At 71.8% G+C, this 13,229-nt stretch carries 11 protein-coding genes and 1 tRNA gene; 9 read left to right on the forward strand and 3 right to left on the reverse strand.

Annotation, left to right across the window (positions count from 1 at the left end):
• The first annotated feature begins 18 nt into the window (after nt 1-18).
• The gene (locus O2W16_RS00890; protein WP_269156911.1) at nt 19-585 is read left to right on the forward strand and encodes a 2'-5' RNA ligase family protein; all 567 of its coding nucleotides are present in this window, start codon (nt 19-21) and stop codon (nt 583-585) included.
• A gap of 58 nt (nt 586-643) precedes the next feature.
• On the opposite strand, the gene polA is transcribed toward O2W16_RS00890, so the two are convergent.
• Nucleotides 644-3,394, reverse strand: a complete 2,751-nt coding sequence (gene polA / locus O2W16_RS00895; RefSeq protein ID WP_269156912.1) for a DNA polymerase I — start codon at nt 3,392-3,394, stop codon at nt 644-646.
• Between the two features lie 90 nt (nt 3,395-3,484).
• On the opposite strand from polA, the gene O2W16_RS00900 reads away from it, so the two are divergent.
• The 6 genes from O2W16_RS00900 (at nt 3,485) to O2W16_RS00925 (ending at nt 8,868) form a co-directional block, all read left to right on the forward strand.
• Entirely contained in the window at nt 3,485-3,892 is a 408-nt protein-coding gene (locus O2W16_RS00900) for a PaaI family thioesterase (RefSeq protein WP_269156913.1), read from the forward strand.
• Nucleotides 3,893-4,199: 307 nt separating this feature from the next.
• Nucleotides 4,200-5,453, forward strand: coding sequence for a branched-chain amino acid ABC transporter permease (locus O2W16_RS00905; protein ID WP_269156914.1), 1,254 nt, complete (start codon nt 4,200-4,202; stop codon nt 5,451-5,453).
• Between the two features lie 3 nt (nt 5,454-5,456).
• The gene (locus O2W16_RS00910; protein WP_269156915.1) at nt 5,457-6,455 is read left to right on the forward strand and encodes a branched-chain amino acid ABC transporter permease; all 999 of its coding nucleotides are present in this window, start codon (nt 5,457-5,459) and stop codon (nt 6,453-6,455) included.
• Nucleotides 6,445-7,488 (forward strand): ABC transporter ATP-binding protein, encoded by a 1,044-nt coding sequence (locus tag O2W16_RS00915; RefSeq protein WP_269156916.1) that lies wholly within the window; start codon nt 6,445-6,447, stop codon nt 7,486-7,488. Before O2W16_RS00910 ends, O2W16_RS00915 begins: the two co-directional genes overlap by 11 nt.
• Complete coding sequence (locus tag O2W16_RS00920) at nt 7,485-8,372, forward strand: ABC transporter ATP-binding protein (RefSeq protein WP_269156917.1); 888 nt, start codon at nt 7,485-7,487, stop codon at nt 8,370-8,372. Before O2W16_RS00915 ends, O2W16_RS00920 begins: the two co-directional genes overlap by 4 nt.
• Before the next feature lie 79 nt (nt 8,373-8,451).
• Entirely contained in the window at nt 8,452-8,868 is a 417-nt protein-coding gene (locus O2W16_RS00925; RefSeq protein ID WP_269156918.1) for a DUF1772 domain-containing protein, read from the forward strand.
• 121 nt (nt 8,869-8,989) lie between these two features.
• Here the strand turns inward: O2W16_RS00925 and O2W16_RS00930 are convergent, their stop codons facing one another.
• Together O2W16_RS00930 and O2W16_RS00935 are read right to left on the reverse strand one after the other, a co-directional pair.
• A complete protein-coding gene (locus O2W16_RS00930) occupies nt 8,990-10,318 on the reverse strand; it encodes an ABC transporter substrate-binding protein (RefSeq protein ID WP_269156919.1) in 1,329 nt (442 codons plus the stop codon).
• A gap of 223 nt (nt 10,319-10,541) precedes the next feature.
• A complete protein-coding gene (locus O2W16_RS00935; RefSeq protein WP_269156920.1) occupies nt 10,542-11,162 on the reverse strand; it encodes an ANTAR domain-containing response regulator in 621 nt (206 codons plus the stop codon).
• Nucleotides 11,163-11,230: 68 nt separating this feature from the next.
• On the opposite strand from O2W16_RS00935, the gene O2W16_RS00940 reads away from it, so the two are divergent.
• Together O2W16_RS00940 and O2W16_RS00945 are read left to right on the forward strand one after the other, a co-directional pair.
• Nucleotides 11,231-11,304, forward strand: a tRNA-Leu gene (locus O2W16_RS00940).
• Nucleotides 11,305-11,378: 74 nt separating this feature from the next.
• Nucleotides 11,379-13,229, forward strand: a complete 1,851-nt coding sequence (locus tag O2W16_RS00945; RefSeq protein WP_269156921.1) for an aminotransferase class V-fold PLP-dependent enzyme — start codon at nt 11,379-11,381, stop codon at nt 13,227-13,229.

Raw genomic sequence — 13,229 nt, forward strand, 5'->3', positions numbered from 1 at the left:
GAGCGAGGGAGCCGCGCGGTGGACCAGAGTGCACAGTCCGTCCTGGGCGATGCGACCGAGAGCGCCGTGGTGCTGTTGGTCCCGGACGCCGAACCGCTGGTCGACCCGCACCGCCAGCAGTTCGACGTCTCCGCGTCGTGGGGGGTCCCGGCCCACCTGTCGCTGATCTACCCCTTCGTCACCCCACGCCAGGTGGACGACGCCGTGCTGACCGGCCTGGCCGACCTGCTCGCCGCCGAGTCCCCGTTCGACTGCACGTTCACCAAGACCGCGTGGTTCGGGGACGAGATGCTCTACCTCGTCCCCGAACCGGACGAGCCGTTCCGCCGGCTGACCCGCATCGTCGCCGAGGCGTTCCCCGACCACCCTCCCTACCGCGGTGCGCACGGCGATCCGGTGCCGCACCTGAGCATCGGGCAGCGCCGGCAGGGCGACTTGGCCGGGCTCGAGCAGGCCCAGGAGGTGCTGTGCGCGGCGATGCCGCTGCGCACCCGCATCGACACCGCCGCGCTCTACGCCGGCACCCGGGAAGCCGGGTCCTGGCAGCAGGTCTGCACCTTTCCCCTGGGCCGCCCCACCCGCTGAGGAAGGACCTCGTCCCCCTCCCCCCTCGCAAGCTCGGGCGAGCCTCCGGACGAGGCCGTCAGTGGGCGGCGTCGTCCCAGCTGGTGCCGAAGCCGACCGAGACCTCCAGCGGCACCGACAGCTGGGCCGCGCCGGCCATCTCCCGCCGCACCAGCGCCTCCAGGGTCTCCCGCTCCCCCGGCGCCACCTCGAGCACCAGCTCGTCGTGGACCTGCAGCAGCATCCGTGAGCTCAGCCCCTCGGCCGCGATGGCCCGCTCCACGTTCAGCATCGCCACCTTGATGACGTCGGCGGCCGACCCCTGGATCGGGGCGTTGAGCGCCATCCGCTCGGCCATCTCCCGGCGCTGCCGGTTGTCGCTGGTCAGGTCCGGCAGGTAGCGGCGGCGACCCAGCGTCGTCTCGGTGTAGCCGGTCTGCCGGGCGTCGTCCACGACCCCGTCGAGGTAGTCGCGGATGCCGCCGAACCGCTCGAAGTAGGCGTGCATCTGACCGCGCGCCTCCTCCGGGGTGATCCGCAGCTGCTGGGACAGCCCGTAGGCGCTCAACCCGTAGGCCAGGCCGTAGCTCATCGCCTTGATCCGCCGGCGCATCTCCGGGTCGACCTGCTCGATCGGGATGTCGAATGCCCGCGACGCGACGAAGGAGTGCAGGTCCTCCCCGGAGGTGAACGCCTCGATCAGGCCGGCGTCCTCGGACAGGTGGGCCATGATCCGCATCTCGATCTGGCTGTAGTCGGCGGTCAGCAGCGACTCGTATCCGGCGCCGACGACGAAGGCCTGCCGGATCCGGCGCCCCTCGGCGCTGCGGATCGGGATGTTCTGCAGGTTCGGGTCGGTCGAGGAGAGCCGGCCGGTCGCCGCGATCGTCTGCTGGAACGTGGTGTGGATGCGGCCCCCGTCGTCGACCATGGGGATGAGCCCGTCGATCACGGTGCGCAGCCGGGTGACGTCGCGGTGCCGCAGCAGGTGCTCCAGGAACGGGTGCCCGGTCGAGGCCAGCAGCGTGGTCAGCGCCTCGGCGTCGGTGGTGTAGCCCGTCTTGTTCTTCTTCGTCTTGGGCAGGCCGAGCTCGTCGAACAGCACCGCCTGCAGCTGCTTGGGCGACCCCAGGTTGATCTCCTTGCCAATGACGGCGTAGGCCTCCTGGGCGGCGTCGGCGACCGCGGCGGCGAACTCCTGCTGCAGCTCGTGCAGGGAGTCCAGGTCGGCGGCGATGCCGCGGTGCTCCATCGCGGCCAGCACCCGGGTCAGCGGCAGCTCGATGTCCCCGAGCAGCTGGCCGCCGCCCTTCTGGCCCAGCACCTGCTCCAGGGCGTCGGAGAGGTCGTTGACCGCGACCGCCTTGAGGACGTCGGCGTGTGCGGCGGCCGCGGCGACGTCGTCCTCGGTGGGGCCGAGCCCGTCCAGGGTGAGCTGGACCTCCGGCTCGGCGGCGTCCTTGAGCTCCCGGCGCAGGTAGCGCACCGCCAGGTCGCCCAGGTCGAAGGACCGCTGCCCCGGCAGCGCGAGGTAGGCGGCCAGCGCGGTGTCGCTGACCATCCCGGCCAGCTCCCAGCCGCGGCTCCAGACGGCCAGCAGCGGGCCCTTCACCTCGTGCACGACCTTGGGCGAGGCCGGGTCGGCGAGCCAGCCGGCCAGCGCCTGCTCGTCGGCGACGTCGAGGTCGGGGCCCAGGTCGACGAAGGTGGCGTGGTCGTCGGCCGCGGCCAGCGCGATGCCGGTGAGCTCGCCGGTGCCCCGCCCCCAGCTCCCGCGGAAGACCAGCCCGGTGTGGCCGGTGCGCGCATGCGCGTCCAGCCACTCCCGCAGCCCCCCGGGGCCCACCTGGTCGGCGGTCACGTCGAAGCCGCCGTCGACCTCCGGCGCCGGGGTGGCCAGGGTGGCGAACAACCGGTCGCGCAGCACCCGGAACTGCAGGTTGTCGAAGAGGGTGTGCACCTCGTTGCGGTCCCAGGGCTGGACGGCCAGGTCCTGCGGCCCGACCTCCAGCGGGACGGCGCGGTCCAGCTCGGTGAGCCGGCGGTTCTGCAGCACCGAGGAGAGGTGCTCCCGCAGCTTCTCCCCCACCTTCCCCTTCACCGTGTCCACCTGGTCGACCAGCGCGTCCAGCGACCCGTACTCGCGCACCCACTTGGCGGCGGTCTTCTCCCCCACGCTCGGGATGTTGGGCAGGTTGTCGCTGGGGTCGCCGCGCAGCGCGGCGAAGTCGGGGTACTGGGTGGGGGTCAGGCCGTACTTGGCCTCCACCTCCTCGGGGGTGAACCGGGTGAGGTCGGAGACGCCCTTGCGTGGGTAGAGCACCGTGACGTGGGAGTTGACCAGCTGCAGCGCGTCCCGGTCGCCGGTGCAGATCAGCACGTCCATGCCCTGCTCGACCGCCTGCACGGTCAGGGTGGCGATGACGTCGTCGGCCTCGTAGTTCTCCGCGGTGATCACCGGGACGTGCAGCGCACCGAGGACCTCCTGCACCAGGCTCACCTGGCCGCGGAAGTCGGTCGGGCTCTCGGCGCGGTTGGCCTTGTAGTCGGCGTAGATCTCGCTGCGGAAGGTCTTTCGGCTGACGTCGAAGGCCACCGCGAGGTGGCTGGGCTTCTCGTCGCGCAGCACGTTGATCAGCATCGACGTGAAGCCGTAGACGGCGTTGGTCGGCTGCCCGGTGGTGGTCGAGAAGTTCTCCACCGGCAGGGCGAAGAAGGCCCGGTACGCCAGCGAGTGGCCGTCGAGCAGCAGCAGCCGCGGACGGACCCCGGAGGCCGGGTCGGAGGCGGACGCTGGGCTGCTGGCTGAGGTGCTCACCGGTGCGGACATCGACCGCGATCCTAGAAGGACCCGGCTGCCCCCCACGCCTCGCGAGCTCGGCGCAGGCCCCTGCAGCCGGGCCGCAACTACGGTGCGTGCATGACCACCGCGCGTCCCGACTGGCTGCCGTCCGACACCCAGGGCCCGCTGGACGACAAGCTCGGGATCCAGATCACCGACTACTCCCCCGACCGGCTGGTGGCGACCATGCCGGTGGCCGGCAACGAACAGCCCTTCGGCCTGCTGCACGGCGGGGCCACCTGCGCCCTGGCGGAGAGCGTCGGGTCGTGGGCGGCGATGCTGCACGCCGGGCCCGGCGGGACGGTGGTCGGCATCGAGCTGAACGCCAGCTACCTGCGGGCGGCCACGTCCGGCCTGGTCACCGCGGTCTGCACACCGGTCCGGCGGGGTCGGACCCTGGCGACCTTCCTGATCGCGGTGAGCGACGAGGCCGGCCGGCCGACCGCCAGCGCACGGCTCACCTGCCTGATCCGCCCCGCCCGGTGAACCCGGCGCGGGCCTGCCCCGCCCCCGGTCCGGGCGGCGCCGGGCCGCGCGCGCGGGCGACACGTCGCCCCTGGACTACCGGCGAGTAGCACATCGGCGTGTCGCAGAAGGGTCACAGTGTGTCCCAGCAGGTCGATGCCCGTAACAGCAGTGGGTTACTGTCCCGGCTCACATCCAACGGCTGGGAGGTCGAGTGACGCACGCGCCCCACCGTGCCGCGAGGTGCGGGGAACGCAGCTCCACCCGGGAGGACCCACCCGGACACCGGCGGAGCCCTCGCCGGTGGCACAGCGCCCACCGTCCACTGGTGCTGGTCCTGCTCCTCGCCGCCTTCGGGATGGCCTTCGCCACCCTGGCGCCCGGCGTCGCCTCCGCAGCCGAGGCGGGCGAGCAGGTGCGCGGCACCCTGCAGACCAGCCTGAGCGGCCCGATCGAAGGGGTCACCGTCGAGGTGGCCACCCCCGACGGCGAGATCGTGGACACCGTCCAGACCGGCGAGGACGGCCGGTGGGAGGTCGACCTCCCGGGTCCCGGCCAGTACGTCGTGAGCGTCGACCCCGACGACCTGCCGGAGGGCGTCGAGGTCAACGGCGAGCCGAGCCGGACCGTCACCGTCGACGCCGGGCGCGCGCAGCCGGTCAACATCGGCCTGAACGACGGCAGCCGCAACGACGGGGGCGGCACCGTCCGCGCCGTCCAGCTGTTCGTCGACGGCCTGCGGTTCGGGCTCCTGATCGCCATGGCAGCGGTCGGCCTGTCGTTGATCTACGGCACCACCGGGCTGACCAACTTCGCCCACGGCGAGCTGGTCACCATCGGCGCCATCGCGGCCTGGTACATCAACGTGCAGGGCGGGGTACCGCTCATCCCCGCCGCCCTCCTGGCGATGGTGGTCGGCGGGGTCGTCGGCGCCCTCAACGAGCTGATCATCTGGCGGCCGCTGCGGCGCCGCGGCACCGGGCTCATCGCGGCGCTGGTCGTCTCGATCGGGCTCTCCCTGGCGCTGCGCTACACCTACCAGATCTTCTACGGCGGGTTCTCCAACCCCTACGCCGACTACCAGGGCCAGCGGGCGCGGAGCTACGGCCTGTTCACCCTGCAGGACCGGGACATCGCCTCGATCGTCATCGCGGTCGTCGTGCTCGTGCTGGTGGCGCTCATGCTGCAGCGCACCAAGATCGGCAAGGCGATGCGGGCGGTGTCGGACAACCGCGACCTGGCGGCGTCCTCCGGCATCGACGTCAACCGGGTGGTCCTCTTCGTCTGGGTGCTCGGCGGTGCGCTCGCCGCGCTCGGTGGCGTGCTCCTGGGCCTCTCCGACCAGGTCCAGTGGGACATGGGCTTCCGGCTGCTGCTGCTGATGTTCGCCGGGGTCACCCTCGGTGGGCTCGGGACCGCCTACGGCGCCCTGCTCGGCAGCCTCATCGTCGGCGTCTTCGTGCAGATGTCCACCCTCGTCATCCCGAATGACATGAAGTACGTCGGAGGCCTGCTCCTCTTGATCGTCATCCTCGTCATCCGTCCCCAGGGCATCCTGGGCAGCCGCGCCAGGATCGGCTGACCGATGGCCGACCTCCTCAACGCGTTCGCGATCGCCGGCAAGGCGTTCTTCGGGTTCCAGGCGATCTTCTTCGCCCTGCTCGCCATCGGGCTCAACGTGCACTTCGGGTACACGGGCCTGCTCAACTTCGGCCAGATCGCCTTCGCCATGCTCGGCGGTTTCGGCATCGCCATCTCGGTGAGCCAGTGGGGGCTGCCGTTCTGGGTCGGCGTCCTCGTCGGGGTGCTCGCCGCCGTCGTGCTCGCTCTGCTGCTCGGCCTGCCGACGCTGCGCCTGCGCGCCGACTACCTCGCCATCGTCACCATCGCCACGGCCGAGGGGCTGAGACTGGTCTTCCGATCCGTCTCCGCCACCCCGGTCACCGGTGGCACCCGGGGCCTGTCGGCGTTCAACCGCGACTTCGTCGCGCTGGCTCCCTGGGACACCGGTCGCCGGTACGACCTGATCGGCACCACCTGGAGCGGCAGCGAGCTCTGGGTCGTCACCATCGGGTGGATCCTGGTCGCGCTGTGCTCGCTGCTCGTCTGGGCGCTCATGCGCTCTCCGTGGGGGCGGGTGGTGAAGGCCATCCGGGAGGACGAGGACGCCGTCCGCTCGCTGGGCAAGAACGTCTACGCCTACAAGATGCAGGCCCTGGTCCTCGGCGGGATCTTCGGCGCCTTCGGCGGCATGGTGTACGCCATCGGCACCGGTTCGGCGATCCCCGACCAGTACCAGAACGCCAACACCTTCCTGGCCTACGCGGCGCTGATCCTCGGTGGTGCGGCGCGGGTGCTCGGCCCCGTCATCGGGTCCATGCTGCTGCTGTTCATCCTGCAGTTCGCCGACACCGGGCTGCGCTCCCTGATCGCCAACGGGGTCATCCCCGCGGAACTGCTCTCCTCCACCGACGTCGCGCAGCTGCGCTACGTGCTGGTCGGGATCGGGCTCATGCTGTTGTTGGTGTTCCGGCCCCAGGGCATCTTCGGTGACCGACGAGAGGTGATGCTCGATGCCCGCTGACCCCGCTCCCCACGGCGCGCACGCCGCACGGTCCGAGGAGGCCACGGTCCCGGCCGGCGGTGCCGCCCCGGCCGGCGCCACGCGCGCTCAGCCCCAGCGGGTGGCCCAGGCCGCCCTCCGGGACGTCCCCTGGGAGGTCGGCGTCGCCAAGCCCGACCCGGCGATCGTCGTCGACCACGTCACCCGCACGTTCGGCGGCCTCACCGCGGTGTCGGTCGACCACCTGGAGATCCAGCGCGGCGGGATCACCGGGCTGATCGGCCCCAACGGTGCCGGGAAGACGACGCTGTTCAACCTGCTCACCGGGTTCGACCAGCCCAACACCGGCACCTGGTCGTTCAACGGCCGCGACCTGGGCAAGCTGAGCCCGCACCAGGTCGCCCGGCTCGGCGTCGTCCGCACCTTCCAGCTGACCAAGGCGCTGTCCCGGCTCACCGTGCTGCAGAACATGCTGCTCGGCGCCCAGGGGCAGCGCGGGGAGAGCTTCCTCCGTGCCCTGGTGCCCGGCACCTGGAAGGCGCAGGAGAAGGCCAACACCGAGCGGGCGATGGACCTCCTGCGGCGGTTCAAGCTCGACGCCAAGAAGGACGACTTCGCCGGCAGCCTGTCCGGCGGCCAACGCAAGCTGCTGGAGATGGCCCGCGCGCTCATGAGCGAGCCGCAGGTGGTGATGCTCGACGAGCCGATGGCCGGGGTGAACCCGGCGCTGACCCAGAGCCTGCTGGGCCACGTCAAGGACCTCCGCGAGGAGGGCATGACGGTCATCTTCGTCGAGCACGACATGGACGTCGTCCGGGACATCAGCGACTGGGTCGTCGTCATGGCCGCCGGGAAGGTCATCGCCGAGGGCGCACCGGACTCCATCAGCCAGAACAAGGCCGTCGTCGACGCCTACCTCGGCGCGCACCACGACGCCCCGCTGTCCGAGGAGGAGGAGGACCGCTTCCTCGCCGAGGACCAGGCGGCCGAACGTGCCCGGCGAGAGGACGTCATCAGCTCCGACCGGGGCCGCAAGAGGAGGACAGGACGATGAGCACCGCCGACGTACCAGGTCCGCCGGAGGACCGCAGGTTCTCGGTCCCGGAGTCCGAGCAGGACCGGCCGGTCGCCGAGGAGCCCGGGGCCGCCACCGCGGCGGCCATGTCGCCCGCGGAGAAGGCAGCCACCCGGGAGGAGCACCTGCGGCTCGCCGAGGGTGCACTGGTCCGCGCCGACGACCTGGTGGCGGGCTACGTGCCCGGGGTCAACATCCTCAACGGCTGCGACTTCTACCTCGCCGACGGCGAGCTCGTCGGGATCATCGGCCCCAACGGCGCCGGCAAGTCCACGCTGCTCAAGGCGTTGTTCGGGCTGATCCCGGTCCGGTCCGGCGCGGTGACGCTCCGCGGGGAGGACATCACGTCGGCCCCGGCCCACCGGCTGGTCTCCCTGGGCGTCGGCTACGTGCCGCAGAACAACAACGTGTTCCCCTCGCTCACCATCGAGGAGAACATGCAGATGGGCGTTTACCTGCGTCCGAAGTCGTTCAAGGAGCGCTTCGACTACGTCGCCGACCTGTTCCCGCTCCTCGGTGACCGGCGGAAGGGCAAGGCCGGCGCCCTCTCCGGTGGCGAGCGGCAGATGGTGGCCATGGGCCGCGCACTCATGATGGACCCCTCCGTGCTGCTCCTGGACGAGCCCTCGGCGGGCCTCTCCCCGGTGCTGCAGGACGAGGTGTTCATCCGCTGCCGGCGGATCAACGCCACCGGCGTCTCGATCATCATGGTCGAGCAGAACGCCCGGCGGTGCCTGCAGATCTGCCACCGTGGCTACGTGCTCGACCAGGGCCGCAACGCCTACACCGACACCGGCAAGTCGCTGATGAACGACCCGAAGGTGATCGAGCTCTACCTGGGGACCCTCGCCAAGGCCCAGTGACACCACCGCGACGGCCGGTCTCCCCTGGGAGGCCGGCCGTCGTCGTCCCCGGTGCCATCGGGCGAGGCAGACTCACGCGGTGCTCCTCCTCGTCCACCTGATCGCGGTCAGCGCGTACGCCGGCTTCCAGTGGACCGTGCGGGTGCTCGTCTACCCCCAGTTCGACCAGGTGCCCGCGGCTGCCTTCCCCGCCTACGAGCGTGCGCACCAGCGCCGGGTGGCCCGGGTGGTGGGGCCCCTCTTCGCCGCGCAGGCGGTGACCAGCGGCTGGCTGCTCGTCGACCCGCCGGCCGGGACGCCGTGGGGCCTGGCCCTCGCCGCGGCCACGGTGACCGCCCTGGTCCTGCTGGTGACCGCGCTCGGCGCCGTGCCGCTGCACCGCCGCCTGGACGCCGGCTGGGACGCCGCCGTCCACCGTCGGCTGCTCCGCGTGGACGCCCTCCGGGTGGGCCTGGCGACCGCCGGCGTCGTCCTCGCCGTGCTGCTGGTCGGCTGAGGGCCGGTCCGCCGTGCCCCGCCCAGCACTGCGGCCCGGCACCTCGAGGGTGCCGGGCCGCAGCCTGGAACGGGGTGGAACAGCCTCAGCGCTGCACGATCACAGCGCCTCGTGCCTCAGCTCAGCGCTGGGGCCCGATGCCCTGGGCGTTGAGGCCCTGGATGATCCGCGAGGACTCCTCGAAACCGATGACCACGACGGCGTCGGGGTTGAAGTCCACCATCTGCTGGACCTCGGAGTCGAAGTTCGCCGCCTGCGGGTCGTAGGTGACGTACTTGATGCTGTCCTCGGACAGACCACCGGCGATCAGGTTGTCGCGGGTGTTCTCGGCCAGACCCGTGCCGTACGGGTCGTTGATCGCCAGGATGCCGACGGTGTTGTTGCCGTCCTCGGCGATCAGGTCGGCCAGCGCACGGGCCTGCAGCGTGTCCGGGGGCGCAGTGCGGAAGTACAGGCCGTTGTCGGCGTACTCGGTGAACTGGTCGGAGGTGTTCGCCGGCGAGATCTGCAGGACACCGGCACCGGTGATGGTGTCGATGACGGTGAGGCTCACCCCGGACGACGCGGCACCGACGATGGCGTCGACGTTGGACTGCAGCAGCCGGTCGACCGTCTGGGTGGCGGTGTCGGTCGAGGCGTCACCGGAGTCACCCTCGACGAGCTGCACCGGCTGGCCGAGCACGCCACCGGCCTCGTTGACCTCGTTGACCGCCAGCTGTGCAGCGGCGACCTCGGGCGGGCCGAGGAAGGCCAGGTTCCCGGTCAGCGGCAGCAAGGTGCCGATCACCAGGGGGTCACCCGTGGCGCCCGCCGGCGCGTAGGCCGGGCCCTCGTCGGTGGCGGCGTTGGCCTCGTCACCGGCGATGACGAAGTCGGTCTCCGCGTCGTCGAGGGCGTTGTCCTCACCGAACTGGAGGATGCCGAAGCTGGCCTGGGCCGGCTCCCCGGCCTCGGCGAAGCTCAGCGGCCCGCTGACACCGTCGTAGTCGACGTTGCCACCGGCGTTGATGATCTCCAGGCAGGCGCTGTAGCTGTCGCAGGCCTCTCCACCGAAGGTCAGCCCGTTGAGGTACGGCGCGAACACGGTGGCGTCACTGCTGCCGGCGGCCTGGGCCGCCAGCGCGGTCAGGATGACGGCGTCGTAGGTCTCACCGGCGTAGTTGTAGTCCTGCAGGTCCGGGTCGATCGCGAGCAGCCGCTCGGTGAAGTCGCCGGAGAGCTCGGTCAGCGGCGTGGTGCCGCTCATCCCGACGAGCGCACCCTCGTCCGAGAAGTCCTCGCCGAGGGCGTTGCCCATGTTGCCGTCGGTGCCGTAGATGTTGACCTGCTTCTCGCCGCTCGCATCCTCAGCAGCGGTACCGCCGTCCTCGTCGCTGCCGCCACAGGCGGTCAGCGCGAGGAGGGCAGCGCCGGAGAGGGCGGTCGCGCGGGCAAATGTGCCTGTGCGCATCAAGGAACTCCCAGTGAGGTGTGTGCTCCACGCTCTCCGACAGGCCCCATTGCCTGTCGGGGAGCCGATCAGTGCGGAGAACCTAACTGCCGGTTGCGCGGGTCGGACCACCCTCGACCGCACCGTGATGGGGTTGTGACCTGCACGTTGCGCAGTCGCCACACCGGTGGCGCGGGCGACACACCGGCGCAACGCGCCGGGAGCTGTTCCCCGGCGCCGCGGCTCAGGAGTCGGCGGGAGCGGTCGGGCTGGGGTCTCCGGTCGGCTGCGCGTCGGTGGCCAGGATCGCCTGCGCCAGGGCCTTCATCGACGTGCGCTCGTTCATCGCCGTCCGCTGGATCCAGCGGAAGGCCTCCGCCTCGGTCATGCCGCGCTCGGACATGAGCCGGCCCTTGGCCTGCTCGACGACCTTGCGGGTCTCCAGCCGCTCCTTCAGGTCGCTCACCTCGGCGTCCAGGGCGTGCATCTCCTGGAACCGGCCCACCGCCACCTCGATCGCGGGCACCAGGTCGTTCTTGGAGAACGGCTTCACCAGGTAGGCCATCGCACCGGCGTCCCGGGCGCGCTCGACGAGCTCCCGCTGGCTGAAGGCCGTCAGCACGATCACCGGCGCGATGCGCGCGGCAGCGATCTGCTCGGCCGCGGCGATCCCGTCGAGGACGGGCATCTGGACGTCGAGGACGACGAGGTCCGGGCGCAGCAGCTGCGCCTGTTCCACGGCGGCCTGCCCGTCGCCGACTTCAGCGACGACGACGTAGCCCTCCTCCTCCAGCATCTCCTTGAGGTCCAGGCGGATGAGGGCCTCGTCCTCTGCGATGAGGACCCGGGTCGGTGCGTTGGTCACCGGGTGATCCTATCGGCCGCACGAGGCCGGACCCCGCCAGATACCCTGCTGCTCACCCGGTTGAGCTGGCCCCCGTACCCCAATCGGCAGAGGGAGCGGATTCAAAACCCGCGCAGTGTGCGTTCGAGTCGCACCGGGGGCACCCGAACACCAGCAGGAGCACGGGCCGGACGACCCACCGCCGCGACGGGCGTCACCGGCCAATACGGTGGCCCAGTGACCGGCCACTTGACCCCTGAGGAGTTCCGCCAGCACGGCCACGAGGTCGTCGACTGGATCGCCGACTACTGGACGGGAATCGCCGCCCACCCGGTCCGGTCGCGGGTCTCCCCCGGCGATGTCCGGGCCATGCTGCCGGCGACGGCCCCCGAGCAGGGCGAGCCGGTCTCCGCCGTCCTGGCGGACCTGGAGCGGATCGTGCTGCCCGGGGTGACGCACTGGCAGCACCCGGGCTTCTTCGGCTACTTCCCGGCCAACACCTCCGGCCCCTCCGTCCTCGGCGACCTGCTCTCCGCGGGCCTCGGCGTCCAGGGCATGTCCTGGGTGACCAGCCCGGCGGCCACCGAACTCGAGCAGCACGTCATGGACTGGTTCGCCGACCTGCTCGGCCTGCCCGGGTCCTTCACGTCCACCGGCACCGGCGGCGGCGTGGTGCAGGACTCCAGCTCCGGGGCCAACCTGGTGGCCCTGCTGGCTGCACTGCACCGGGTGAGCAAGGGCGCGACGCTGCGGCAGGGGGTCCGGCCGGAGGAGCACACCGTCTACGTCTCCGCCGAGACGCACAGCTCGATGGAGAAGGCGGCCCGGATCGCCGGGCTGGGCACCGACTCGATCCGCGTGGTCGAGGTCGACTCCGAACTGGCGATGAGCCCCCACGCCCTCCAGCAGCGGCTGGAGCGGGACGTGGCCCGCGGGTTCGTCCCGGTCCTGGTCTGCGCGACGGTCGGTACGACGTCGACCACCGCGATCGACCCGCTGGCCGAGATCGGCCCGATCTGCCAGCGCTTCGGGGTGTGGCTGCACGTGGACGCCGCCTACGCCGGGGTCGCCGCCGTCGCGCCGGAGCTCCGTCCGCTGCAGGCCGGTGTCGAGTGGGCCGACAGCTACACCACCGACGCGCACAAGTGGCTGCTGACCGGCTTCGACGCGACGCTCTTCTGGGTCGCCGACCGGGCCGCCCTCACCGGGGCCCTGTCGATCCTCCCCGAGTACCTGCGCAACGCGGCCACCGACACCGGCGCGGTCGTCGACTACCGCGACTGGCAGATCGAGCTGGGTCGCCGCTTCCGGGCCCTCAAGCTGTGGTTCGTGGTGCGCTGGTACGGCGCCGAGGGGCTGCGGGAGCACGTCCGCGGCCACGTCGCGCTCGCCCAGGAGCTGGCCGGCTGGGCGCAGGCCGACGACCGGTTCGACGTCGTCGCCCCCCACCCGCTGTCGCTGGTCTGCCTGCAGCCGCGCTGGCCGCGCGGCGTGGACGCCGACGTCGCCACCATGACCCTGCTGGACCGGCTCAACGACGGCGGCGAGGTCTTCCTGACCCACACCACCGTGGCCGGCCGGGCGGTGCTCCGGGTCGCGATCGGTGCCCCGTCGACCACCCGGGCGCACGTGGAGCGGCTGTGGACGTTGCTGTGCGAGGGCCACGACTGGCTGGCCAACGACTTCGCCGAGCAGCAGGCCGAGCAGCGGGCCCGCGAGCTGGCCGAGCGCCAGGCCGCCGCCGAGCGGGCCGCCGCCGACGCAGCCGCGGCCGCGGCCGAGCAGGCAGCGGCCGAGCAGGCGGACGCAGCTGCCGGAGCGGCCCCGGAGACCGAGCCGAGCACCGAACTCGCGGCAGAGGACACGTCCGGCACCCCGGACATCGACACCCCGACCACCGAGGCGCCCGACGTCGAGACCCCGACTGCGGAACCCTCGGACGCCGAGAAGCCGACCACGGGTACCCCGGACGCCGGGACCCCCACCGTGGAGACCCCCGCCGCAGGCGACGAGACGGCCACCCAGGCGGGCGCACAGGCCGACCTGGACGTCCCGACCCCGGCGGCCCCGGAGCACCCGGCCCGCTGA

This window comes from Modestobacter sp. VKM Ac-2984, assembly GCF_026967985.1.
Lineage (GTDB): Bacteria > Actinomycetota > Actinomycetes > Mycobacteriales > Geodermatophilaceae > Modestobacter.